The 26422-nt window shown below is 35.6% G+C and carries 20 protein-coding genes and 6 tRNA genes; 6 read left to right on the top strand and 20 right to left on the bottom strand.

What is annotated here, in order from left to right:
* Window positions 1-12: 12 nt before the first annotated feature.
* Entirely contained in the window at window positions 13-1452 is a 1440-nt protein-coding gene (locus K319_RS0102420; RefSeq protein ID WP_027382166.1) for a glycoside hydrolase family 30 protein, read from the top strand.
* A gap of 47 nt (window positions 1453-1499) precedes the next feature.
* Here K319_RS0102420 and K319_RS0102415 read toward each other — a convergent pair whose 3' ends face one another.
* Together K319_RS0102415 and K319_RS0102410 are read right to left on the bottom strand one after the other, a co-directional pair.
* Window positions 1500-2006, bottom strand: a complete 507-nt coding sequence (locus K319_RS0102415; RefSeq protein ID WP_027382165.1) for a hypothetical protein — start codon at window positions 2004-2006, stop codon at window positions 1500-1502.
* Between the two features lie 179 nt (window positions 2007-2185).
* The gene (locus tag K319_RS0102410; protein WP_027382164.1) at window positions 2186-3289 is read right to left on the bottom strand and encodes a M14 family zinc carboxypeptidase; all 1104 of its coding nucleotides are present in this window, start codon (window positions 3287-3289) and stop codon (window positions 2186-2188) included.
* 909 nt (window positions 3290-4198) lie between these two features.
* Here K319_RS0102410 and K319_RS0102405 point away from each other — a divergent pair.
* Together K319_RS0102405 and K319_RS0102400 are read left to right on the top strand one after the other, a co-directional pair.
* Window positions 4199-4717, top strand: a complete 519-nt coding sequence (locus K319_RS0102405) for a helix-turn-helix domain-containing protein (RefSeq protein ID WP_027382163.1) — start codon at window positions 4199-4201, stop codon at window positions 4715-4717.
* A 22-nt stretch (window positions 4718-4739) separates the two neighbouring features.
* Window positions 4740-4811, top strand: a tRNA-Arg gene (locus K319_RS0102400).
* A 494-nt stretch (window positions 4812-5305) separates the two neighbouring features.
* On the opposite strand, the gene K319_RS0102395 is transcribed toward K319_RS0102400, so the two are convergent.
* From K319_RS0102395 to K319_RS0102325, 15 genes are all read right to left on the bottom strand, one after another.
* Window positions 5306-5758, bottom strand: a complete 453-nt coding sequence (locus K319_RS0102395; protein WP_027382162.1) for a hypothetical protein — start codon at window positions 5756-5758, stop codon at window positions 5306-5308.
* 126 nt (window positions 5759-5884) lie between these two features.
* Window positions 5885-7402 (bottom strand): TROVE domain-containing protein, encoded by a 1518-nt coding sequence (locus K319_RS0102390; RefSeq protein ID WP_027382161.1) that lies wholly within the window; start codon window positions 7400-7402, stop codon window positions 5885-5887.
* Between the two features lie 135 nt (window positions 7403-7537).
* A complete protein-coding gene (locus tag K319_RS0102385) occupies window positions 7538-8086 on the bottom strand; it encodes a 3'-5' exonuclease (protein ID WP_027382160.1) in 549 nt (182 codons plus the stop codon).
* 17 nt (window positions 8087-8103) lie between these two features.
* Window positions 8104-8589: a ribonuclease H-like YkuK family protein gene (locus K319_RS0102380; protein ID WP_027382159.1), complete on the bottom strand. Its 486-nt coding sequence runs from the start codon at window positions 8587-8589 to the stop codon at window positions 8104-8106.
* A 46-nt stretch (window positions 8590-8635) separates the two neighbouring features.
* Window positions 8636-8709 (bottom strand) — tRNA-Leu (locus K319_RS0102375).
* A 144-nt stretch (window positions 8710-8853) separates the two neighbouring features.
* Window positions 8854-8935, bottom strand: a tRNA-Cys gene (locus K319_RS21470).
* A gap of 165 nt (window positions 8936-9100) precedes the next feature.
* A tRNA-Glu gene (locus K319_RS0102370) sits at window positions 9101-9172 on the bottom strand.
* A 5-nt stretch (window positions 9173-9177) separates the two neighbouring features.
* Window positions 9178-9249 (bottom strand) — tRNA-Pro (locus K319_RS21465).
* A gap of 128 nt (window positions 9250-9377) precedes the next feature.
* Window positions 9378-9450, bottom strand: a tRNA-His gene (locus K319_RS0102360).
* Window positions 9451-10190: 740 nt separating this feature from the next.
* A complete protein-coding gene (locus K319_RS0102350; protein WP_027382156.1) occupies window positions 10191-11210 on the bottom strand; it encodes a hypothetical protein in 1020 nt (339 codons plus the stop codon).
* Entirely contained in the window at window positions 11203-12918 is a 1716-nt protein-coding gene (locus K319_RS0102345) for a hypothetical protein (RefSeq protein WP_027382155.1), read from the bottom strand. Before K319_RS0102345 ends, K319_RS0102350 begins: the two co-directional genes overlap by 8 nt.
* Window positions 12902-15304 (bottom strand): hypothetical protein, encoded by a 2403-nt coding sequence (locus K319_RS0102340; RefSeq protein WP_027382154.1) that lies wholly within the window; start codon window positions 15302-15304, stop codon window positions 12902-12904. The genes K319_RS0102345 and K319_RS0102340 overlap by 17 nt, the downstream gene beginning before the upstream one ends.
* The gene (locus tag K319_RS0102335) at window positions 15295-16038 is read right to left on the bottom strand and encodes a hypothetical protein (RefSeq protein ID WP_027382153.1); all 744 of its coding nucleotides are present in this window, start codon (window positions 16036-16038) and stop codon (window positions 15295-15297) included. Before K319_RS0102335 ends, K319_RS0102340 begins: the two co-directional genes overlap by 10 nt.
* A complete protein-coding gene (locus K319_RS0102330; RefSeq protein ID WP_027382152.1) occupies window positions 16011-17144 on the bottom strand; it encodes an AAA family ATPase in 1134 nt (377 codons plus the stop codon). The genes K319_RS0102335 and K319_RS0102330 overlap by 28 nt, the downstream gene beginning before the upstream one ends.
* Window positions 17145-17168: 24 nt before the next feature.
* Entirely contained in the window at window positions 17169-17810 is a 642-nt protein-coding gene (locus K319_RS0102325; RefSeq protein WP_235696069.1) for a hypothetical protein, read from the bottom strand.
* A 125-nt stretch (window positions 17811-17935) separates the two neighbouring features.
* Between K319_RS0102325 and K319_RS0102320 the strand changes: the two genes are divergently transcribed.
* Both K319_RS0102320 and K319_RS0102315 read left to right on the top strand, forming a co-directional pair.
* Complete coding sequence (locus K319_RS0102320; protein WP_027382150.1) at window positions 17936-20146, top strand: B12-binding domain-containing radical SAM protein; 2211 nt, start codon at window positions 17936-17938, stop codon at window positions 20144-20146.
* A 32-nt stretch (window positions 20147-20178) separates the two neighbouring features.
* The gene (locus K319_RS0102315; protein ID WP_027382149.1) at window positions 20179-20865 is read left to right on the top strand and encodes a hypothetical protein; all 687 of its coding nucleotides are present in this window, start codon (window positions 20179-20181) and stop codon (window positions 20863-20865) included.
* Window positions 20866-20980: 115 nt separating this feature from the next.
* Here the strand turns inward: K319_RS0102315 and K319_RS0102310 are convergent, their stop codons facing one another.
* Entirely contained in the window at window positions 20981-21262 is a 282-nt protein-coding gene (locus K319_RS0102310; RefSeq protein ID WP_027382148.1) for a FoF1 ATP synthase subunit delta/epsilon, read from the bottom strand.
* A gap of 84 nt (window positions 21263-21346) precedes the next feature.
* Window positions 21347-22855: a F0F1 ATP synthase subunit beta gene (gene atpD, locus K319_RS0102305; RefSeq protein WP_027382147.1), complete on the bottom strand. Its 1509-nt coding sequence runs from the start codon at window positions 22853-22855 to the stop codon at window positions 21347-21349.
* A 160-nt stretch (window positions 22856-23015) separates the two neighbouring features.
* On the opposite strand from atpD, the gene K319_RS0102300 reads away from it, so the two are divergent.
* Window positions 23016-23942 carry a bifunctional riboflavin kinase/FAD synthetase gene (locus tag K319_RS0102300; protein WP_027382146.1) on the top strand — a complete coding sequence of 309 codons (927 nt, stop codon included), beginning with the start codon at window positions 23016-23018 and terminating at the stop codon, window positions 23940-23942.
* A gap of 54 nt (window positions 23943-23996) precedes the next feature.
* Here K319_RS0102300 and K319_RS0102295 read toward each other — a convergent pair whose 3' ends face one another.
* Window positions 23997-26255: a glycoside hydrolase family 3 C-terminal domain-containing protein gene (locus K319_RS0102295; protein WP_027382145.1), complete on the bottom strand. Its 2259-nt coding sequence runs from the start codon at window positions 26253-26255 to the stop codon at window positions 23997-23999.
* Window positions 26256-26422 lie beyond the last annotated feature (167 nt).

Here is a 26422-nt window from a genome sequence, read left to right as displayed (position 1 = left end):
GAATATCAACGAATGAAAAGATTGATCATATCTTGTTTTATGACAGGAATTATCATTAATTGCAATGCACAGAATTACTGGAAAAATGGCATAAAAGAGGGGAGAATTATCATTACTTCTCAAAAAAACAATGAAAAATTTGCCAAAAAGGGGAACGCAAAATTCGTAGACTTTCCTCAGCCAAAAGAAACCGATGTTTGTGTTTTTGTTGACCCGGATTTCAAATATCAGAAATTGATCGGAATCGGAGGTGCCATTACAGATGCATCAGCAGAGATTTTCGCCAAGTTGCCAAAGAATAAACAGAAAGAATTCATAGAAGCTTATTATGGCAAATCCGGAATTGGCTACAATCTTGTGAGAACCAATATGAACTCGTGCGATTTCTCAAGCGACAATTATACATACGTAAAAGATAATGATACCTCTCTGAATTCCTTTGACATAAAGCACGATGAGAAGTTCAAAATTCCTCTGATCAAATTGGCTCAGAAAGAAATTGATCCGAAGGATTTCAGGTTCTATTTCAGTCCGTGGAGTCCGCCAGCTTGGATGAAATCGAATAACAGTATGTTGAAAGGTGGAAGATTATTGGATAATTATTACCAGGTTTGGGCAAATTATTATGTTAAATTCATTCAGGAATATGAAAAGAGAAATATTCCAATCTGGGGATTAACGGTTCAAAACGAGCCAATGGCAACACAGACCTGGGAATCTTGTATTTATACAGCTGATGAAGAGGGAAAATTCCTTAGAGAAAATCTTGGACCGACACTTTGGAAAAATGGTTACAAAGACAAAAAAGTAATTATCTGGGACCATAACAGGGATCTGATCTATCAGAGGGCAACTACAACCTTACAAGATCCCGAAACATCCAAATACGCTTCCGGAATAGGTTATCACTGGTATGAGACGTGGAATAACAAATCTCAATTATTCGATAATCTGGCTGAAACTCAAAGAGCTTTTCCGGATAAATTTCTGATCTTTACGGAAGGCTGCAAGGAACAATTCGATTTTAATAAAATTTACGATGTAAGTCTGGGTGAGCTTTACGGAAGAAATATGATCAATGATTTTAACAAAGGAACTGCAGCGTGGACAGACTGGAACATTCTTTTGGATGAAAAAGGCGGCCCGAATCATGCCAATAATCTATGTTTTGCGCCAATTATCGCGGATACGAGAACAGGGGAGCTGCACTATACTTATGAGTATTACTACATCGGACACATTTCAAAATATGTAAAACCAAATGCACAAAGAATCGGAACTTCAACTAATAAAGATTTCCTTTTGTCAACAAGCTTTATGAATGAAAATGGGGAATTGGTGGTAATCGTAATGAACGAAGGCGATGCAGATACAGATTTCAATCTCTGGATCGAAGGAAAATCATCCAAACTGTCTGCACCGGCACATTCTATACAGACTATAGTTTTATAAATTATATATTTTTAAGGGTATGAACAGCAGCTGATCAGCTGCTGTTTTTATTTAATTGATTTACAATCAACCGGGTTCAGTCTGCGTCCTGTGGAATAATTGATCGCTTTTGGTGATCGATAAACGAGTTTTGCAGAATTATTGTCCGCATAATTTCCAATTCCTTCCAATAAAACGCCGCTATCTTGTAAGAAATAAATTTCTCGTTCACTTGTAACACCTTCAGAAACAAACTTATAATTTACTTTTAATGTATCTGCGGAAATAGTTCCTGTAATTTCTCCGAAAGACGAATCTTTCTCAAAGTTTTTATATTTCAGTTTTCCTTTAACAATGCCATTGGTAACTCTGTAAGTCATGAACATGGAATCCTTAGCCAGAACATTCAGATAGCAATAATCAACATTTTCAGCTTCTGGGATAACATTTTTTTCTTGATTTGGAATAGCCAGCGTATCAGGTTTTCGATTTTCGACGTGGGATTGTTTGCCGTCGTTTTTTTCACAGGAAATTAAAAGAATGATTCCTGAAAGAACTATAAATAAATTTTTCATAATAGTTTATTTTGGGATAGAATGAATTTAGAAAATATTATACCAAAATATTCGTCTGAAATAGAGGTATATCTCTCCTTTTTCAGCAATCCTAAAATGTCCTATAATTTATATTATGTTAAATAGAGTATATAACTCATATCTTATCAAGTGATTATAATATGCTGTTTATTGAAAATTTATTCGATTTTAAAATCTACTAAAGCATCCAGCTTTGGAAATCTTTTGACAGAAACAAATTTCTTATCCATACAGTCGATTTCTGTCCAGCCTTTTTTATGATTCAGATCGCCAACTTCAACAACGTATGGCTGATAAGTCAAATTTTTATTGCTGTCCAGAATTTCTCTGTATTGCACAGCGATATCCAGAATACATTCAAAATCTGTGTTAAGCTTGACATTTCTATAAATAAGATCAAAATGGGTTTCTTTATTTTGCGGAATGTCAAAATAAGTTTCATAACTATAAGTATCACCTTTAAGCACCGAGATCGCTTTCAAGGCAAAATATAGAGCATGTGTGTAAAACTCTCTGGTTTTTTCTCTGTCCAGATCATTTTCGAAAAAACCGCCTTCAAATAAAATCGGTGTAACGCCGGCCTTCATAAAATTATCGCCACTGGATGTCGGATAAAATTCATCTGTGTATTTGGCGATTCTGTTCGGTAGGATTTGCTTCATCTGAAGGTAGATCGCAGCAATGACAGCCATACTTTTTTTCCTGTTTTCCGTAACCGTTCTTTCTATATTTTCCGATGGGGCCAGAAATGATAAGGTTGCAGGATGTTCGCCATCCGTTGTGAAGATCGTACGCTGATCATGGAGATTAAGTGCATAATCGTAATTTCCTTCTAGAACCACAGATTTCAGGATTTTCATTTCAACGCTGGACATTCTCAAATAGTCTCTATTGATATCAATATCAAAAGCATTCCTTCTTGTCCAGACCTCAGAACCATCAGGATTCAGCATAAAGATGAAATCCAATTGAATCGAATCCAAAAGCTTTTCTTTGAGTTCCGGATGTTTTTCCCAGATTGATAACAAGTCCAGCATTGCCAGTGTTGCGGTAGATTCGTTACCATGCATTTGTGACCATGCGGTAACTCTAGTTTTGCCATTTCCTAAAGTCATCATATAGATAGGTTTCCCCAAACTGGATCTTCCGACCTCTTTTATATAATCGCTGTAATTGCTCTGTAGATAAGAAAATAATTTTTCAGGGGAAATATAGCGTTCAGGGAAATTTACATTCTTAAAATATGGAAAACTGAAATTCATTTCGACTTTTTGATTTTGCCCAAAAATAAGGTTTAATCATATATAAAACCAAATTACATTTGTAAAACAACTAAACAACGTATATTGCCAATTTGTCTGTTGATTTTTTTGTGGATTACATTATCATTATTCAAAAATTATAATAAATTAAATATCAGTTATTTATAATATTTAAGTAAAGTTATTTTACAAATTTACTTGAATATGATTTTGTGTCCGTTTGTTTCATCTGTTTGTCAAATCATTAAACATAAATCTAAAGAAGAATATTGATTTTTTACAGATGTATAAACGTCTAAATTACAGTCAACTCCCCTATTTTTCATAATTTTCAATGTTCTATATTTAATAAACAATTATGTTAAACAGAATTATTCAGAAATGACTAATTCTACTCAACACTTCCCTGCTCTATTCAAATAATAATTAAAAAAAATGAATATATAAAGTCCTTTGATACTTGATTTCTATTTAGATAGAAAAAATAGATCTAACGAAGTAATAACCAATCAATAGAAAATACATGTAGTTAATGTGGAATATCAAGTATAAGAACTTAGACCTCTATTATTTAACTAATTACTATTATTTACAAAATAGTTCAAAATTTGTTAATATTAATTTATTGATTTTAAATATTATAACAATCTTAATTTAAATCTATTTTTATATTTATTAATTAAAAAATATGCCTGTAGATATGAATTAGATTCTTACAACCTATATGTTTTCCACATCTGGTTTATCACGAATACTTATAAATGAGAAATAATATTGCTTTACTAACAATTATGACTATAATCAATTATATATCAAATAATTATACATTAATCAAGCATTGTTACAAAAGTAAACAAGTTCTATTACAATTGTAAATGATAATAAATTTAGTTTTATTACATTTGTAATATGGATTTTAACTATAGAATTACAAAAGTAATCGAATATTCAAAGTTATCTCCTGCAGAATTTGCAGAAGAGATCAATGTTCAGCGTTCAAGTATTTCTCATATTATTTCCGGGAGGAACAAACCGTCTTTGGATTTCATTACCAAAATCAAAGTTGCTTTTCCCGATATCGAATGGGATTGGCTGATAAATGGGCAAGGTGAAATGCTTATCTCGGAAAAGACAGCTGAACCTATTATTGAAGAAAAGCCGGAAATTGTCGAAAAGAAGAAATCATCATTGCCAGATCTTTTCTCTTTGATCAATGATGATAATTTTGGAATGACTGAAAATGAAGATAAACCTGAAAAATCAAAACCGCGAGAATCTGATATTTCTAAGCCAATGTCAGGAAAAAATATTTTAGCGGATTCTCAGCCATTAGAGAATTTTGATAAAAAGCAAGAAAATTCATCTAAAAAAATTAGACGAATTGTATTTTTTTATCAGGACGGAACTTTCGAGACCTACGAAAATTGATTATTTTTGTAATCTTATTGATGGCCTCATAGTTCAACGGATAGAATAGAAGTTTCCTAAACTTTAGATCCAAGTTCGATTCTTGGTGAGGCTACAAAAAATATTTTTTATTTAGATCAAGGTAATAAATTATAGAGTCTTTCATTTGCTCTACCAACTGAGCTACTTTTCCTTTATGAGAGAAAAGGCAGGAATCGAACCTGCGACATAATGGTTGGATATCGAAGTATGACTCTAAGACGACACTTGATCATTTTATTTTAAAAAAATCGAGCAAGTTGCAAAAAGAGCTTTTTTAGTTCAATGGAAAATCGAAGTAACTCTTTTTTTACGGCATCGATGGTTTTTGAAGTAAGGTAAAAAATCAAACAGAGACTTACTTTTTTAAGTTTTTATGGTTATTGTTTTTATTTTATAAAACCAAGTAATAAGCTAAGAGTTCTTTATGAACATAGTTCAAATTCTAATTGGTCGAAGAAACTCTTATATACGACATTGGCTAATTTAAACCGAGCAATTTGCGAAAAGACTCATTTTTCAATTGGAAGTCGAAGGATTTCTTTTCTTACGGCATCGGTTTGTTTTTTATTAATCTTCATATTTAAAATAGATAAGATATTTATTCTTATCTCCTTCTATGAAAAAATATTCATAATAAATTCCTAATTCATAATACACTTCATTGGTATGGCTAAATTCCACTGTTTTAATATCTTTAATACATATCAAATCATTTAAGTTATTGAAAAATAATTTGATGTAATTATCTTCTCTTCTTTCATTGATTTTTAAATTAAGAATTTCACCATTTTTGAAGAACCAATTATTTAGAGACTTTTGAAATTCTTCAAAGTTAATATCCTTAATAATAAACAAACATTCTTCTGGAAGTTGAAATTGATTTCTAAAAAAAATAGATTCATCTTTTTCTAATTCCATTTCGATTATTTCATATTCATAAGATAAATTACTATTTGGAGTATTTAAGTCTGCATATGCATATAAAATTCCTTTTATAAAATCTAAAGTTATATTTTTCATTTTTGTAGTTTTTATTTATAGCCCCGATTGCAACGGCATCCTTTTTCTTTTTTCTCAAAAAAGAAAAAGATATAGTGGAAAGCGGGATTAAGCTCCTAAAAATAGTGGTTATTAAAGCACTGCCTTTTACAGCACCACTTTTTTAATCATTTCTACTGCAGATTTTCGGTCTTCCAAAGCATTCAGTACATCGAAGATTTTGTCGGACCAGCCAGCGATAAGATAAACATCATTTTTTCTGACATCCAACGACTGTTTTCCGTAACCTGCCAAATCAAAAATATACAATTTCGCATTTGGATTGATTTTTTTATATCGATTCCAGGAATATTCAAAAGAATCATTGGTTACGTTGCTGTTCCACAATTGAGTATCGGTAAATAACATTACTTTGTCCACTTTTTCATTTCTTCTGATTAAATCCTCGATCACAAGATAACCGTTTGTGGAATAACCAACTTCACCTTCTCTTTTGTAAAACGCATCTACGTTTCTCAGGATACCATTTTTCGGCATCGGAACTATTTTCCAAATGTCACCAAACATACCTGTAATCACGTTTTTGCACTGCGACTGCAACATCATCGCCATCAGCAGACCGATATCGTACAACAATACTTTAGATTTTGGAGAAATTGCTTTCTGCATCGAACCGGAAACGTCTGTCGCAATCACCACCGAACTTTCGAAGCCAAATCCTCTGATGTTTTTTGCACTCACCATTACCGCATCTTCCAATGCTTCCAAGATCGACGAAGTGTATTTTGAATCGCTGTTTTTCAATTCCCTGTACGCCGACAAAAACCTGAATGGCAATTGTTTTGAGTTTATAACCGCTTTTTCATCCGACAAATAATTGCAAACTTTATAAATCGCATCGGAAGAAACGTTGGCCTCCAAGATATTTCTAAGGTTTCTCAATGTTGCCATATAACCCAATTTGCTGCTGAAAATCAGTTCTTCCCATTTGTTTTTGAAAGCTGATTTTCTTTCTGCATCATCGGCAAATTTAGTCTGACCCAAAGCCGAAAGTTCAACTTCCCAAGTGTAAGGTGTTTCCAACGAGTCGTTTATGATTTTGTTGAAAATTGCTTGTTGATTTTCATCTTTTGCTTTTGGGTGAACCAAGAACAAAGCATCTTTCAAAGTTACTTCCGCTTTTCTGTTGTATTTTGCGAACTGGTATTCATCAAATTTGTTGAAAGATTTCACCAAACCTTTTTGGATTTGTTTTGAAAGCCTGTTCAGTTTTTTCGTTTCGGTTCTTTCGTTTGCCAATTGATAATACGCCAACAATTCTGTGATTTCGTCAGCTCTTTGGATAACGCCGTCAATTGTTTTGCTTACCAAGTCTGTACCTGAAGCTTGTTTTGCCAATTCAGTTGTCAACACCAATGGAATCGAACGCAAATACATATCTTTTCTTGCATAAACCGCCAATTTCGCAACGAAATCCGGGTCGTTTTTCTGAATCAGAGATTGGATTCTCGCCAATCTGTCATTTCCTTTTTCATAGGTTGCGTTTGATAATCCTGTTGTAACAACAGCACTGTATAGTTCTTCTGCAGGCGTCATTGTGTAAGCCTCTGCACCTTCGTAGTTGGTTACTACTCTATTTGATTTTCTTAAAAAATTAAATTTCATAATTACTGTTTTTATTGTTAAAACATTTTGGAGGATTATCAATTCTCTCTTATTTCTGATGCAAAGTAAAAACCTAATTGCGCAATGTTCTTGCGTAGTAAAATTAATTACTAAAAATTTTGATGTTTTTTGCAATTAAGCTCTTTGCAGGCACCAAAATAGAATCTTGGCGATATTCTTCACATCATCAACTCCTCTGTGATGGATTCCTTCCAAAGGGAATTTCAATTCTTTCAATGCCCTATCCATTCCTACACTTTTTCTGATTGGATGCAGTTCAGCGAATAAAGTTTTCACATTAATGTGGTCATAGCTCAAAGGATAATCAGCCTTGAATTTTCTTGCCTGATTTTGAAGCATATTCAAATCGTAGTTTCCATAGCTTGCCCAAGTCAAATCCTCGGATTCATAATTTTCTCTTAGAATACCTAGAGCATCTTCCAGCAAAACACCTTCTTCATCAAGCATTTCTTGTGTAATGGAAGTCAGTTCCGTACAAAACGGACTCACTTTTGAGTATTGAGGTTTTACTAAAATTCCCTCGTTTTGCGAAATCTTACCAGTTTTTGTATCCATAATACAAACTCCGATTTCTATGATTTCACTTTCCTGTCCTCTCGGCGGTCGGTCATTCCAACACGTGGCTTCGAGGTCTATAATTAATATTTTATCTGTTGTTTTCATAGTTATTAAATTTATTGTTATACCATCATATCAGCACAGTTGGAACTTGCGAATGCAAATGGTTTTGCCTTAAAAGTGTAGCCCATTCCCAAAATGTAGCCCATTGCATCTTTCAAAGCGACATTGGATTTGAAGTCTGGGTCTGTGTTGATATCGGCGTGAACTTCCATTTCCACATTATAAGTTTCCAAAATAGAACAGATTGTGTAAGCGATTTCTACAGATTTGTTAACCTCGTTCAGCATTCGTTCTTTGATACTGATTGTTTGAATTTCTCTTTGTTTTCTGATAAATGTAAACGCTCCTTTTCCCTCACGAATAACAACAACTGCCGTTGCATAACTGATTGTATTACCGTAAACGTGAGAATCTGAACCCACACAAACTTTCAGTCGGTGTCCGTTGGCTAGTTCGCGGATGATGGCTTCTTCTACCAATGTCGTGATAGCGTTTTGGAAAATCTTTCCAGTCATATTCTGCCATAGTTGTTGTTGCGTTTCCATTTTTTCTACATTTTTGAATTTGTTTTGTTTAATTGTTAAATTGAAGTACGGAGAGAGGGAGTCGAACCCTCAATTTCTTGAACCTAAATCAAGTGCGTCTGCCAGTTCCGCCATCCCCGCAGATTGAAAGTTGATAAGTAATTTTATCCAACTATTTTTTTGAAGAAAAATAAAGCCTGTCTGTAATTTTTGGTTTGATGTAAGAACTTCTGCGCTCGACAAACTTCACTTTTTCTTCGGAACTAATCTCATTTTAATTATTTGAGATGGCGATGGGATTCGAACCCACTCAGTTTTCACAACGGTGTTGCAGACCGCCCCGACTCTCCCACTTCGGCGAACCATCAGTTTTATAAATAATAATCGATGAACGATAATAGATTTCTCAATTACATTTTAATTTCGAGTTAAGAAAAAGTCTGTCTATTGTAATTTGTGTTTTGTTTAAAGAACTCCTGCTCTTGACAAACCTTTTCTTTCTCTCTTTGAAACAATTAACATTAATTAATTGTACTCCATAAGGGAATCGAACCCTTGTTCTCTGCTCGAAAGGCAGACGTCCTAACCATTAGACGAATGGAGCAATTGTCTGGAAAATAGGATTCGAACCTATGACCTCCCGCGTCCAAGGCGGGTAAACAACCACCGTTATCTTTCCAGTTTTCAGATTCACTTCAAAATTCTTTTCCGAGAGACAGTCGTAGCCAAATTTTTTCCGTGAATCTTTTGTAATCTCAGAAGGATTGTTCATTAATCTTATATTTCGTTTATGGTATTCACGAATACTTGGGTTTCTCCGGGAATCGAACCCTGTTCTCCGGTACCACAAACCGATGCTTTACCAAATAAGCTAAAGAAACCATAAAAAAAGCGCCTCTTTTTGGGAGGCGCTCTATATTTTTGACGTGTCAGTCCATTAGCTGACCCATTTATATAAGCACCTTTTCTCCACAAATTCACTCCCAAGAATACATACCAATCCTTTCGGCTCTTCGCCGTGCAGTCTTGAATATTGATCAGCTATGTGATGTAATTGTTTCATTATAATTCTTGTTGTTTTAAAATGTTTTTGGAATATTAAAATCGTGTTGTTTTAATTTTCGGTTGCAAAGTAAATATGTTTTTTTTGAATTCACAAATTTACCTTCAAAATAAATCACTGAAAATCAATTAATTAAATATTAAATTTAAAACAGAGAATTCCTGTCCGTAATATTTTACAGATATCTATTTTACCTAAATGACTGTCTCTCATTGGCTTTCTTATCACGTTTTATTTTCTAACTATTGGTTCATCTTTAATTAAATTATTTTCATTTTTATGGTTATTTTTTTTCATTCTAAATAATTTTTGCTCTAAAAACATAAAAAACGCCCCGATTATCGAGGCGTTTCTGTAGTATTTTGATTAAATTTTTACGAATTTACAGTAAATAATTTTCAAAGCTAGCACATTTCGCCTCATTCCATATCATCCATTCAAATCCGAATAGTCCATCTATTGATGGGCTTTCGCATAGATTAGCATTGATATGTGCTCTTTGTTTTGTCATAATTTTTCTAAGGCAAAGATAAATTTTATTCTTTAAATTTTGAATACATCAGTTTCTAAACATTTTGTTCCTCCCTGTTTTATACCTGGAAATATCCTTTAATATTACCTCATCATTAGGATTAAAATGTTTTAATTCATTCACGATTTCGGAGTGGGTATTCACTTTTTCCGCAATTATTTCGTATGCAATATTCCTTGTTGTTTCTTGGAGCTTCGGGTCTTTATTAAACTCAATTTTAATGGCTTTTAAATAATTCATCTTTTTCTCCGAAGCCAAATCCTGGTATAATTCCTGGATCTTCCGATCCAAAATTTTAACATCAAAGATATTGGCAAAATAATTATTAAGACAATTAAATCCATCTTTGTCTTCTTCCCAACCTTTTAACAAAATTGCCTGTGCCTCTTCCGGCATTTCCATTTTTTTGCGATAGATCAGAGAAGCCTTTACCATTTGATTGTTGTCTACATAATCGTCTACAACCATTTGATAATAGATATTTGAATTTTTAATATCATTGATCTCCTTATAAAGATCACCTACCTTTTCCTTGTTTCCAAGTTCTTTATGCAAATCTATTGCCTTCCTGTATTGTTTTGCTTTCTCGTAACAATTTGCGGCATCTGATCTATTGTTCAATTTCTTAAGATAGATAACGGCAGCTTCATTATATAGTGCGCCATTTTCCAAGGTTTTGGCACCTCGATAATTATCTTTTAACAAATTCATGTAAACCTTTGCTGCCTTGATATGATTCTTCTCATCAATATATCTTTGCGCAAGTTCCTCATACTTACTGAGCAATCTGTTAAAAAGTGATCCCTCTACATACGCACTGCCACCGCGTGAATTTCGACCTCCAGAATTTCCCCAACTATTTTCTTTACTTTTTAAAGCCGCTACTACCAAAGATAAAATAATGACAACGACAATCACAAGAAATAAACTTCCCATAGCCACCCAAAAACTTTCCTGGAGAACCTGAGCCAAGACACTGATGATCTTTATAACCGCCAAAATGAGAAAAGCAGCCAAAAACTTATCTATAAACTTCTGCTTATTCATCTTTATCGGATTTTAAAATGGTTTTATCCTCACTGAAAAGATAGTATAATAAAAACACAACACAGATGATCAAGATCCATGTGAAGAAATTATAGCCATACATTTTGATGACCGGATAAAAAAGATAGACCAACATCCCGACAAGAATTACCATCAAAAAAATCTTAACCACAACAGGAATATTGTCGCCACCCATATTTAATGTTTTCTTTCTGAAAAAATAAGAATATGCGCTTACAGCCCCAACGATACCCAATATCAAATAGATGATCTCAAGAAATGAAATATCTTTTTCCGAAGTTGCATCCCTGTCCAATGTTTGGATTTTTGTATTTTTCTTAGAATACATCTGAGGTTCCTGATATTCTTTTGTTCCATAAAGTCGTCCTAAAGAATCCTCAACCAAAAGCTGTTTTTTCTTTAATATCGTTGAAATAACGCCATGATCAGCAGGTATTCCTGAGCCTGTTTTATTTAGAGAATCTTTGATCTTCTTTTTATATTTCGTTTCATTTTTAGCCAGAAATTTCATGATCTTCTTCCTGTAAACCAATTTTAAGGAATCTGTGGCAAGATCTGTTTTTTCATTAAGCGAAAAAACATCAGACTGAATTTCGTTGATCGGCCTTCCACCTTCCTTCAAATAATCCTTATAACTTTTCTCATTGATATTACTAAAGCTTAGCGATGCTTTCATAAGTTCGGCATTTAGCTTTAGCCTTTTATCACCATACATCGAGTCAATTTTCATATCGATATCTGTAACGCCAGATCTATATGCCATAGTAACAGCAGGAGGAGGCGGTGGTGGTGGTTCGCCATAGGTTTCAGAAGTATTCTGTAAAGAACCAGCAGATTGTCCGGGTGCTTCAAATTTATTCGAATTAAAGCTGGCCCTTATAATTGACAAGATGATCAGTACGCCAAAGATTATCCATCCAGGACCAAAGGTACCCTTGCCGGATGAGTCTCTATTGTTTCCCAAAATACCGCTAAACCAATTATTTCCAAATTTGAAATCTGACCAGCCATCTCCTCGTGAAGTTCCGGCAACATCAAGAGGAACACCAAGATCTGCAACTCTGTCCGGATATTTTTCTAAATACTGCAGATACTTTTCCACTTCTTTTTTATTACCTGCCATTACCTTTTTCAGATCGAAAGGCAAATCCTTCATCCATTCTTCTTCGGTCTGTGGTTTCTGAAGTGCTTCGAGAATTTTCTCGTCATTCATTTCGACAGTGAAGCTTTCTATTTTTTGAGTAACCTTAACACCTTTTGAAGCTTTTATTATAATATCATTACTTTTTTGCGAATCCTGAAGTAATGAAACCCAATCTATCTGCTGTGCCAATTTTACCAAACCAAAATCAGGGTGCATGACCATAAAGTCGTGGTAGATATTTTGCCAGTCTTCCTGAGTTATTTTTGGGTAAAAAATCGTATTCTCCGGAATAAACAATTTATTATTAACACATTGAAAATAAGAGTTTTTACCTATCTCTGTTGGAGCCAAATTGTCAAAGACCAGAAGACAGCCGTATAAAATATTCGGTTCATTTGAAGGAATTGCATAGGATTTTATCTGATCAATATCAATCCCTAAAAACTCCATTTCAGAAAGCCATACCAAGGGCGAAGGACTCTTGATAAGAATTCCTCTTTTAGGATAGGTGTTTTCAGGAAAAGGTTTAATGATCAGTTCCATAAGCCAATATTTGATCTATATAAGCATCCAGATATTCTGAATACATTTCTTCCCTTTCCCTTATTTTCAATTTTGTGGACTCTGGCAGGTAATATTCTGAACCACCAAATTCATAGGCTGTTGCCAGAGCCAAAAAACCATCTTCCGAAGACGGAATATAGAAGACCGGAATATTTTTATTACTACTCGTAAAAGTCAACATTCCTCGGGAGTCTGTTATGATCTCGCTACCATCTGAAAATACGAATTTGTTTTTATTCTGTTGAGCTGATATTTTGATTTGAAATCTATTTCTAAATAATTTCAACGAATTATCATTCATCACAGCCAGTTCGTAGTTTGAAATGACAAGGTTGTTTTCCATATTGATCCCGATATTATTAAAACTACTTAATATCTTGGTCTCATTATGGATTTGTTTGCTAATCTCTACTTCAACTTTCCTGAAATTTTTAGCAATATCATCATTATTTTTAACCATTTCGATGGAAAGGTCACCATCTATATTTAATTTGAAAACGGAAGGAAAATCTTCCTGATAAAGATAGAAAGCCCTGTTGAAGTAGATCGGTTCGAAGTTCAGCGGGATATGATGCCCGGTGACATTAAGCTCAGAATATTCTTTCGTATTAAGATTGAGTTTGGAGACCAATTTCTTATCCGGCTGATATTGACAAAGAATAAATTGCTGTTGTCTGTTTCTTGCCAATGCAAACTTTCCTTTTGGCTTTACGGATATATTTTCCATCAAAACTTCACAGCCTCTGTGGATCTTATATTGCTCGTAATAATTTCTATTATAATAATTACTGGACACATAAGTCCTAAGCAGCTGTTTTTTGGAGCTTAAAATATAGAATTCGCCTTCGTACAAAAACGTGGTGATCTTGTTTTTCGGTGTTGGGAACAGTAACGGATAATTCTTGGGAACATCGATTCTCTTGCTGTTCTTGGAATTATTATTATTTTGTCCTTTAGATTTTATTTGAGGTGGATTTGCCCACAATTCCTTAAGCGGAAGGACAATTTTCTGTATATGTTTCCTCGCTCCTTTGTGGTGTTTGTAAAAATCAAGTTCTCCATTTGCGGAAGTCGTTACCAGAAACTTCAGTCGGTCTCTATTTTCATGAATTACTTTCTGAAGATTTGGATTTGAGAGATTGTCCTGATTCGTGATCAGGAATACTTCCAGATCTTTTTCCGTACGCTCTTCCTCAAGAAACTTCTGAAGTGCATCTGAAGCATCCAAAACAGGGCTTACCTGATTGAGATGATCAACAACTTGCTCCACTTTGTCCAGAGAAATTGGAATCGTGTTTTGTCCCAGCACGAAAACCTTACATTCAGAATTAGCTTTCGGATGCTTGACCACAGCAATTGCCGATGCAAATGCCAAAACCTTCGGAGTTCCCCAATTCCGCAACGACGTATCGATCAGAATAATCCTTTCGAAAATATTTTCCTCAGGCGGAATTTCCCGCTGGATATACAGCGCTTCGTTATTCGCCACGCGATTCATAAAAACCTCATCTTCATTGGCAAATTCAGACAAGAGCATCCTGCTGAGATCACCTTTGTTCGTCATATCGGAAACACCTCCAATCGGTTGCTCGCCCGGCGAAAGATGTCGCATCGGAATTTTCAGACCGCTCCAGATTCTTTTAATGAGACTTCCGACCTGGAAAGTCTTCGGGTCTTCTACCAATTCCTGAATAAAATCTTTATCCGTTTCAACTGTTGTTTCTTCTTCAACAACTTCGTCTTGCAAATCATCAATATCAATTATGTTTTTCATAGCATTGATGATGGATTCCGTCGTAGGAAATCTATCATGCAGCAATGCCAAAGTTTTGATATCTCTGTCAATGACAGATAAATTGAGTTGGATATGTTGTGCCGCCTCGGACAATTTCCATGGATTTCTTTCAAAAATTTTTATGATCAATTTTGAATTACCTTCTGAAAGCTGATGATGGCAGTTTTTGAAAATAGTTTTAAAAAGAATGATTTTGTTCTCTCCTTTTTTAAGAGAAGGCTTTAAGTCATTTAAATGGCCTAAAAACTTAGCAGTGCTAATTATATCATCAGTGATTCTTTTCGGAAGTTTATTTTCCGGCTTATTGATCTGAAGAAAAATTTCATCAAGGCTAAGATAATTCTCCTGAACAGCATGTAAAACCAATAATAAAGAACCAAAGGGCGGAAAACCCTGATCTGTTAATTCCTTCAATATCTCGATCAGATAAGCTCTGTACGCAATGGTCCCTATATTGGGAATATAGATCAGATTATTCTCAGAATAGCCCGTGCTATCACGGATATCCTCATCTGTTCCCCATTCCCAGAAATAATCTTCATAAGACTGAAAATATGATACTAGATCCATTCTTGCGCTTTTTCAGTGAGACGGAATGAGCTTACGGACAATTTTCGAAGGTCACTTCTGATGATGTTCAAGTAACTTCCATCTTCGTTCCATAAAAGCCATTGATCCTGATCTGCATTATATTTTTTCTGTAATAATGAACTCAGATTCTTAAATTCAAAATCAAAACCTGTTGGCAAAAGATGTCCGTCCTTCGTCCAATATGTTTTTCCGGGAAAACTTAACAAAGGGGTTCCAATAAACAATGCCTTATCATTAATGACAATCCAAGCCAATTTTTCCAATTTGAATTTTGGTAAGGTAATGATGATTTCTTTAATTTCAACTATCGGGCATAGTATTGCAACTGCCGGTCGTTCTTCTTCACTTGTTTTTAATTTGACCTCAACTTTTTCCTCAATCCCGAAAAAATTATTATTTGAAATTGGAAAGGTCAGCTTCAAAGCTTTATTGATTGGCGTCCAAAGCAAAGCTGTTCTCACTTTCTTACTGGGAACCAAGGCATCTTTCCGGAACAGAAGACCTTCTCTTGATTCATACAATAAAAAGTTTGGCAATTGCTGAACTTCTGACGAAACTGCTTGTTCATCAGTAAAGCCCTTTAACCAGATCACCTCTTCTTCCAATGCGATCTGAACATTGTTCCAATCACGGATAGAACCCAAAAAATCTTCATCGGAACGAGGAATTTCCGCCCAATAGTCTTTTAAACCGTTTGAAGGATCTTTTGCCATAGACTTTCGATTTCTTGTTGTATATATTGTTTTTGTTCCGGGTTTCTGATCCAGTCGCAACGGGTTTGCAGATATCTCAGTTTGTCTTTTATCACATTTTGTTCTTCAAAACTCAGATTCCCAATATTCCATTTATCAACCAAGATCTTTACATCTTTCATGACTTCTTCCGGATTCGGAGTTTTGTTTTGAAGAGCTTGAGGATGAGAGTTTGGATCATCATCTTTTTCGATGGTCCTATTGATGATTCCTTCAAGAATCTCAATCTGTTCTTCGGTATCCCAAATGTGCTTCAATACCCATAGATCGGATAGAATCGCTTCATTTCTGCCACAGATCAAAGCACTTGCCGCAATAAGGTTTTGAAGCTTTACAGCTCTACGATCAGAGATCGCAATTCCTGTATTTCTAAGATTGATGATCGTATTCAGATAGACTTCGTAAATTGGTTTCAAATCAATGGTCTTACAAAGGTTCTGAAGTTCTTTAATCTCGTGCGAAAGAATTTCAGGAATTTCTGTCTCAGTATTATTTTCTAATTTTCTTCCTGCTAAAAGCACTTGTTGAAGCAGATCAGGATTAACATAACCCACATTGATCCTGATTAGAAAACGGTCGAACAAAGCATTCAAAGCTTCGTCTTCGGGAAGGACATTACTTGCACCCACGAACATCAAAGCGGGAAGATGCTTCGTCTCTTTCCCTCTCTTGAAGATCTTTTCATTCAATGCCATCAAAAGTGAGTTCAGGATTGCAGAATTCGCATTGAAGATCTCATCCAGGAAAACCATTGATGCTTCCGGCATCATCCCCTCAGTATTGGTCAATAATTCGCCTTCTTTCAATTTTCTAATGTCGAAAGGGCCAAAAATTTCGTTCGGCTCAGTAAATCTTGTCAGAAGATATTCGAAATTTTTTCCATCTTTTACGGTTTTCGCCAATGTCCTTACGATTGCAGATTTCGCTGTTCCGGGAGGGCCGTATAAAAAAGCATTTTCTCTTGCCAACAGACAGATTCCCAGTAGATCTACCACATCATTTTTCCCAACAAATGTGTCTTTAACATACCCGAGGACCGAGTTTAATTTTTCAATATTTTGAGTCATTTATTTATTAGTTTGTACTTTATCTTAATCATTTGTTATGTTTAATTCCCTCCAAAAAACGTCCTTATACATCCCGAATTCTGCAATAAGTAATTGATTGATGTATGGAATCTCTGCCAATTTATATGCTTTCTTTTCCACAATTCTTTCCAAATATAATTTTCGATAGGTTTCATCTTTCAATTCCTCTTTCCAATTGACCTTGTCCAAATCCAGATCAAATCCAATAGCTGAATAATGGAATTGCAATAATATGTTCCCCAATATTTTGATCAATGGATCTTCCGGATCTGCATTTTGCAATGCATCGATGATCTGGGGTAAAAATCTTAATGACAGGTCTGATGAAAGAATTGAGGAAACATTTCTTTTTCCAGTAAATTTTGGAATCAGTTTTTCCAGGTCTTTTGAAGTGCCTTTCCGTACCAAAAACAGTTGGGCACTGTAATAAAGAACTTTGGCCGCCCAAATTGCTCCTTCCTGGTCATAACGAATCTGATCAGATAAAAAATCCAATCTTTCCCTTTCAAATTCGGATTCAAGGTAATTTATAGCATCTTGCTCTTCCTTTTTTGAGATCTTCTGGATATCCGTGAAAATGGTAATGCATTCTTCCTTTCGAAGCAGAAACAAAGTGTCTAGAAAAGGGAATTTTTTTTCCATCATTCAACAAAATTAAAACTATTTTTCAGAGAATAAAATTTTTTAAACTGATCATTGACAATATGCAAATGGTGAAAATGGGCTTTTTACAAAAATTTTAAAACCTTAACTTTGACGAAAATAATCTTTTGAAAGACCTTCTTCTTATCACACCTCCTTTCACGCAATTGAATACGCCTTACCCTGCTACGGCCTATATCAAGGGTTTCCTGAATACCAGAAATATATCAAGTTATCAGATAGATCTGGGCATAGAGGTGATTTTGGAATTATTTTCGAAAGACGGGATTCGTAAGATTTTCGCAGAAGATACCGATATTAACACCCTTTCCGAAAACTCCCAGCGTATTTTCTCTCTGCGAGATGAATATGTGAAGACTATCGACCAGGTTATCTTGTTTTTACAGAACCAAAATCCAACTCTGGCGAGGCAGATATGTTCTATGAATTTTCTTCCGGAAGCTTCCCGTTTCAATCAGCTTGATGATATGGAATTTGCTTTCGGGAACATGGGGTTGCAGGATAAAGCTAAACATTTGGCCACGTTATATTTAGAAGATATTTCAGATTATATTGTAGAAAATATCGATTCTGATTTTGGTTTTAGCAGATATGCGGAACGTTTAGGAAAAAGTGCCAATTCTTTCGATGAACTGTATTCTAAAATTAGTTCTGAAGAAACTTTCATCGATCATATCACCTTAAAGGTTCTAAAAGAAAAACTAGATATTGTCAAGCCAAAACTGGTTTGTTTTTCGGTTCCTTTTCCAGGAAATCTGTATTCTTCTTTCAGATGTGCAAAATTCATCAAAGAAAATTATCCTGACATCAAAACGGCAATGGGTGGCGGTTTCCCTAATACTGAACTCAGAGAGATCAAAGACAAACGAGTTTTTGAATTCTTTGATTTTATCACTTTGGATGATGGCGAATTGCCTTTGGAGTTAATAATTAATAATGAAAAATTAAACTCGAAAGATATTTGTCAGGCTGAGGCTCTCGAAGCCAGCTATAAAAGAACTTTTCTAATTGAAAACGAAGAAGTTACCTATAAAAATAATTCCACAAAACACGATTACAAACAGGCACAGGTCGGAACACCAGATTATTCTGATCTGCAATTAGATAAATATATATCCGTGATTGAAATAGCCAACCCAATGCACAGCTTATGGAGCGACGGAAGATGGAATAAGCTAACAATGGCGCACGGATGTTACTGGGGAAAATGTACATTTTGTGATATTTCTCTAGATTATATTAGGATTTACGAACCTGTTTCTGCTAAGATCCTTGTCGATAGAATGGAAGAGCTTATTGCAAAAACTGGTGAAACCGGATTTCATTTTGTGGATGAGGCCGCTCCTCCAGCTTTGATGCGTGAAGTTGCCTTGGAAATCCTGCGAAGAAACCTTGTTGTCACTTGGTGGACCAACATCAGGTTTGAAAAAAGCTTTACCCGTGACCTTTGCTTTTTATTGAAAATTTCCGGTTGTGTAGCTGTTTCCGGTGGGTTGGAGGTCGCAAGTGACCGCCTTTTAAAATTGATTGATAAAGGCGTTTCTGTTGATCAGGTTGCACGAGTAACGAGAAATTTCACAGAAGCAGGAATCATGGTCCATGCCTATCTTATGTATGGCTACCCCACGCAAACGGTCCAGGAAACTATTGACTCTTTGGAAATGGTCCGACAATTGTTCGAAATGGGAATTCTGCAAAGTGGTTTTTGGCATCAGTTTGCGATGACAGCGCACTCACCTGTCGGAATCAATCCTGAAGAATATGGTGTGATCCCTGTGAAACAAGAGATTTTATTTGCTAATAATGATATTGATTTTACTGATAAAACAGGAATTGATCATTCTAAATTCAGCTTTGGGTTAAAGAAATCATTATTCAATTATATGCACGGAATCAATTTTGAAATGCCTTTGCAAAGCTGGTTTGATTTTAAGATTCCAAGAACTACGATTCATCCGGATTATATTCACGACTGTCTTCTGGAAGATGAAAATTTTGTTTTCAAACCGAATTCCAAAGTTATCTTTTTAGAAAAGAATGTAATTACAGAAGATCTCATTAAGACTAAAGGAACTTCATGGGAGTTGACACGCCTTATTTTCCATTTGAAGACCAATATTCTGAAAATCGAATTAAATAAAGAAAAAGCACATTGGCTGATCAAAATCCTAAAAGAGAATTCTATAGAAAGTTCTAAGAAACTAAGTCTGCAACAACTTAAAAATCAATTTGAAGAAAGCTTCGAGGATTTCGAATTGTTTTGGTTTTCAAAACCTATCCAGCAGTTAAAAGAAAATGGAATTATATTAATTTTGTAAATACTAACCGATTCAATTAGATCTATAAATATATGCTATCCACAACCAATTCGATCAAGATAGTTTCAAGTTTCCCAGAACTTGTAAATTCTGATTTCAAGGGAGAAATAAATGCCATTAATTGGCAACGAGATCTGGATGGTGATTTTGAGGAAATTGTTGCCAAACTTGAACTAAATGGTAATATCACTGAAGTTTATATTGAAGATCTAGAAAATCTAGTACTTTCAGAAAATGGACATGTCGCAAGAGAAATTATCTTGAACGATCTACGTTTATTAACTGATTTTGGAGCATCACCATCACTCAATTTAATTAAGAATTATGAGAGAGATAATGAGTCCGATTCTATATCCACAGATGTATACTCTTACCATGTAGATTGTTCTCCTATTGCTACAAGTACTTTTTTATGTACTTACTATGGTGCATCAAGCGATATTTTACCCAATGAGCAGGCCATACAAAAAATTCTAATTCCGGAAATCCGAGAAAAATTAGAAAAACTACATAATGGTAAAGAACAAGATTTTGAAGCTTTTCTGAAGGAGAATTATTTTGATCTGCACTATCAGCCAAAACCGAATGCTCATCCCATAAACTTAGGATCGGGAAACCTTTGGCGCCTATCTGTCGACCATCCAGATCAAGAAGTTCCGCCTTGTGTTCATCGTGCACCCATAGAAAATGATGAATATCGATTACTTTTGATCTGTTAAATAGTAGTTTTAATTCTCTAAGTATTTTGCTAAATGCTAGCTATGTAATAACGTCCCCAAAATAAAAAAGCGAATCAAAAATGATTCGCTTTTCGTTTATTTGTTGTTATTTGGATTATTCACAAAGAATAATTCCCTTATCATTATTGAATTCTAGAACACCACTTTTGATCTCATAAGAATAAGATGACTTAGCTTCGGTTTCCTTGGTAAGGTATTTTTGATAAGCAGAGCCTACTTTTTCTGTGTAGATCTTCACTTTCCCTCCAACCAGAGCCGATACGATCGCAGCGTGATTTTTGAATATCTGGAACTGCCCGCTCTTTCCCGGAAGAAGAACCGAATCTACCTCACCTTCAAAGATAACAAATTCCGGAGTTAAAATTTTTATATTCATTCTTTTAGATTTAAAGATTTCAGACTTCAGATTTCAGACATTAAAGTCTCTCATGTCTATAATCTGATATCTTGTGTCTAATTATTAAGCATTCTCAGCAAGCATTTTCTGTCCGGCTGCAATAGCTTCTTCGATAGTTCCTTTCAGGTTGAATGCAGATTCCGGATATTGATCCAATTCTCCATCGATGATCATATTGAATCCTTTGATGGTATCTTTGATATCTACCAATGATCCTTTAAGACCTGTAAACTGCTCAGCAACGTGGAAAGGCTGAGATAGGAACCTCTGTACTTTTCTGGCTCTGTAAACGACCAATTTATCTTCCTCAGAAAGTTCTTCCATACCAAGGATCGCAATAATATCTTGCAACGCTTTGTATCTCTGAAGAATTTCTTTCACTCTCTGTGCACAGTTATAATGCTCTTCACCGATAATCTCCGGAGCCAAGATTCTTGACGTAGAAGCCAATGGATCTACTGCCGGATAAATACCTAATGAAGCAATTTTTCTATCTAATACCGTAGTGGCATCCAAGTGGGCAAACGTTGTTGCCGGAGCCGGGTCGGTCAAGTCATCCGCAGGTACGTAAACCGCCTGTACAGATGTAATAGATCCGTTTTTAGTAGAAGTAATCCTTTCCTGCATCGCACCCATCTCAGATGCCAATGTTGGCTGATAACCTACCGCAGATGGCATACGCCCAAGAAGTGCAGACACCTCGGAACCAGCCTGGGTAAAACGGAAGATATTATCTACGAAGAAAAGTACATCTCTACCTTGTCCGCTTTCTCCACCATCTCTATAATATTCTGCCAATGTAAGACCAGACAACGCGACTCTGGCTCTTGCTCCTGGCGGCTCATTCATCTGTCCGAAAACGAAAGCTGCTTTAGAATCTTTCATAGCCTCCAGGTCTACTTTAGAAAGGTCCCAACCCCCGTTTTCCATAGAGTGCATGAAGTCATCACCATATTTGATAATCCCGGATTCCAACATCTCTCTCAAAAGGTCATTTCCTTCTCTGGTTCTTTCACCTACTCCTGCGAATACAGAAAGACCACCGTGTCCTTTTGCGATATTGTTGATCAATTCCTGGATCAATACTGTTTTTCCAACTCCAGCTCCACCGAACAATCCAATCTTACCTCCTTTTGCATATGGTTCGATAAGGTCTATCACTTTGATACCAGTAAAAAGGACTTCGGCTGAAGTAGATAACTGATCAAATTTTGGTGCTTCTCTGTGGATTGGCAAACCTCCTTCTTTTGACAAGTTCTGAAGTCCGTCGATAGCATCACCAACAACATTGAATAGACGTCCATTAACACCTTCTCCAATTGGCATTGTGATCTGTAGACCAGTTCCAAGAACTTCTTGTCCTCTCTGAAGCCCGTCGGTAGCATCCATTGCAATACATCTTACAACGTCCTCACCAATGTGCTGCTCAACCTCTAAAACAACTTTTTCCCCGTTGGTTTTAGTGATCTCAAGAGCGTCATATATGTTTGGTAATTGTTCAACTTCATTAAAGACCACATCGATAACTGGTCCAATAATTTGTGAAATTTTTCCTTTAATTTGGTTTGCCATTACTAAATTTTTACTTGTGCGCAAAGATAATAAAAGTTTGTATATGTGCATTGTCAGAAAAAAAGATTTTTATCATATTTGCATGACAATTTTACACACCATTTTTAGGTGTATTTTTACACAGGCAGAATTTTTGTTGTCTTGCCATAAAATCCAGGATTTGAAAATCATCAGAGACCTTACAGATTACCACTCGAAAACACCATTAGCATTATCTTTAGGTATGTTTGACGGTGTTCATCTCGGACATTTATCCATCATCAATAAATTAAATGAAATTGCAGAAAAAGAGAACTTGGAATCTGCAATACTAAGTTTTTGGCCACATCCGAGAAAATTCCTGAACCCAGACGATGATGTCAAAATGCTGAATACGCTGGAAGAAAAATTGGAACTTCTTGAAAAAAGTGGCATCAAGAATATTTTTCTAAAGACCTTTGATGAAGAATTCAGAAATCTTACCGGAACTGAATTCTGTGAAAAAGTCTTGGTTGATAAACTAAACGTTAAACATATTATTATTGGCCATGATCATACATTCGGAAAAAATAAAAGCGGGAATTTCGAATTATTGAAATCACTTTCTGATGAACTAGGCTTCAAAGTCAACCAATTGGAAGCTATCCAAACGAATGACATCAATATTAGTTCTACAAAAATCAGAATCGCTCTTTCAGAAGGCAGGATCAATGATGCTAACGAAATGTTGGGTTACCATTATCCTTTGACCGGAAAAGTGATCCACGGAAAAAAACTCGGCAGAACCATTGGTTATCCAACTGCAAACATCCATGTTCCTATCAATAAATTACTTCCAAAAAAAGGTGCCTATATTGTGGAAGTTTGGATCGATGGTCAATTCTATAAAGGAATGTTGAGCATCGGAACTAATCCAACTATCGACGACAAAAATCAATCGCTTCATACGGAAGTTTATATTCTGGATTTTGACCAGGATATCTATGATAAGGAAATTACCATCAAATTCAGAGATTTTCTTCATGACGAGATCAAATTCGAAGGTTTGGAAAAACTGGTCGAGAAACTGGATGAAGATAAAAGATCAACTGAAGAATTTCAGTTTTAAGAAACAAAAAGGATAGCAATTGCTATCCTTTAACTTTATATATTCTAATAAAACTTATTTCAAAGTAAATTTAATTTTAGTTCTGATGTCAGAAGAAGAACTTCCTACCAAAGCTTCGAAATCACCCGGCTCAGCAACCCAATCGTGTTTTTTCGGATCAAAGAAGCTCAGGGCTGATCGATCGATCGTGATAGAAACATCTTTGGACTCGCCAGCCTTCAAATAGACTTTATCGAAACCTTTCAACTCTTTCAAAGGTCTTGGCAACGACGATTTCAGATCACTGATGTACAATTGAACCACTTCTGCTCCATCAACTTTACCAGTATTTTTCACATTCACAGTAAAGGTGATTTTATCATCAGCAGTCAATTCAGTTTTATCAGCTTTTACTTTTCCATATTCGAAAGTTGTGTAGCTCAAACCATGTCCAAAGCTGAACAAAGGTTTGATATTCTTGGTATCATGCCAACGATAACCCACGAAAATCCCTTCATTGTAAGTAATGTTGATCGGATCTTTCAGGTCCTTCCCTTTTCCTGCTGCCAATTCTGCCTTGTTTCCTGGATACTCTCCTAAAGCGTGGGCTGGGTTATCATCCAGCTTGACCGGAAAAGTGAAAGGCAATTTCCCGGAGGGATTTGTATCACCAGCCAAAACCGCTGCAATCGCATGTCCGGCCTCTGAGCCTAAATACCAGGATTGCAACACAGAAGGTACTTCTTTGATCCAAGGCATTGCAACTGCATTTCCGGAGATTAGAACAACCGCCAGATTTTTATTCGCTTTTGCCAAAGCTGAAATTACGGCATCCTGATCATAAGGTAGGCCATAACTTTCTCTGTCCATTCCTTCCGCATCCTGATGGTCGCTTTTATTAAGTCCTCCAACGAAAATCACAAAATCTGATTCCTTGGCCAATTTCACAGCTTCGGCAATTAATTCCGCAGAAGAACGGGTCTCTTTAAGATCCTGTCCTGATTTCACACCATTATATTCTCCGCCAACATCGCCAACATAACCTCTTGCATAAACGATTTCAGTCTGTTTTCCAAAACGCTCCTTGATGCCTTCAAGAGGCAAAGTTTCATATTTGACCTTTAAAGAAGAACTTCCTCCACCAACGGTCATCATTTTGATAGCATTCTCTCCTATCACTGCAATTTTCTTTGTTTTCGACAAATTGATTGGTAATGTCGCTTTTTGATTTTGAAGCAGGACAATGCCTTCTGAAGCAATTTGTTTTGCTGCAGCCATATGCTCTTCCGAAGCGATTGAGCCATAAGGCTTGTTCTTGTTCATCGATGTTTTATATGCCAATCCTAAAATTCGCCTTACTTTATCATCCAGCTCTTTGGTTCCGACTTTTCCAGACTTGATCAGATCCAAATAAGGTTTCGCTAAATAATAATTATCATAAGCATTGCTTGTTCCTTTTGACAAACCATTGGTCCACGTTCCGAATTCCAGGTCCAGACCATTATGAATCGCCTGATCCGTATCCAAAACTGCACCCCAATCGGAAATAACAACACCTTTATAGCCCCATTCTCCTTTAAGAATGTCATTCAATAAATATTGATTGTGACTGGCGTGCTGTCCTTTGTAAAGATCATAGGCTCCCATGATCGTCCAGGAATCTCCTTCCTGGACTGCTGCTTTGAATGGCGGTAAATAGATCTCATACAAAGCTCTGTCATCCACGATCACATTACTTGTATGTCTGAAGGTTTCCTGATTGTTCAAAGCAAAATGCTTCACGCTTGTTGCAACGCCGTTCGCCTGTACACCTTTTATGTAAGGGACAACCATTTGGGAAGTTAAAAACGGGTCTTCTCCCATATATTCGAAGTTACGACCATTGAGTGGTGTCCTGTAGATATTGACGCCAGGTCCCAGAATTACATCTTTTTTTCTGTATCTCGCTTCTTCTCCCAAGGATTTACCATAGATAGAAGACATATTCCTGTTCCAGGTTGCGGACAATGCGGTCAAAGCCGGATAAGCAATGATTGAATCGTTGGTCCAGCCAGCTTGATCCCACTCGTCCCAAAGCACTTCTGAACGCACACCATGAGGACCGTCTGCTGTCCATAATTCGGGAATTCCCAATCTTGGAACACCGTGTGAACTGAATTTGGATTGGGCATGGATCAAATTGATTTTTTCCTCCAAAGTCATCCTTGACAAAGCGTCTTCTATACGTTGTTCAACAGGTTTGGAATCGTCTAAGTAAATTGGTGTTGTTTTTTGAGCAAAACCAAACTGTGTCATACAGCTGATCACAGAAAGTAATATTAATTTTTTTATCATAAAATTTACTTTTTTCAAATAGAAATTTTCGAATGCCTAATATACAAATTATTTTATTATCTCAAAATGAGAAAATAAAAAATCATTATGATCTATAAACTTTAACGAAGCTCAGGATTAAAAATAAATATCCATTTATGAATCGAATCTTAATGAACTTAGAATTG

It is taken from the genome of Epilithonimonas caeni DSM 17710, assembly GCF_000426465.1.
Lineage (GTDB): Bacteria > Bacteroidota > Bacteroidia > Flavobacteriales > Weeksellaceae > Epilithonimonas > Epilithonimonas caeni.
Note: the sequence above shows the minus strand (reverse complement) of the source record. Positions and strands in the feature narration are given on the sequence as shown.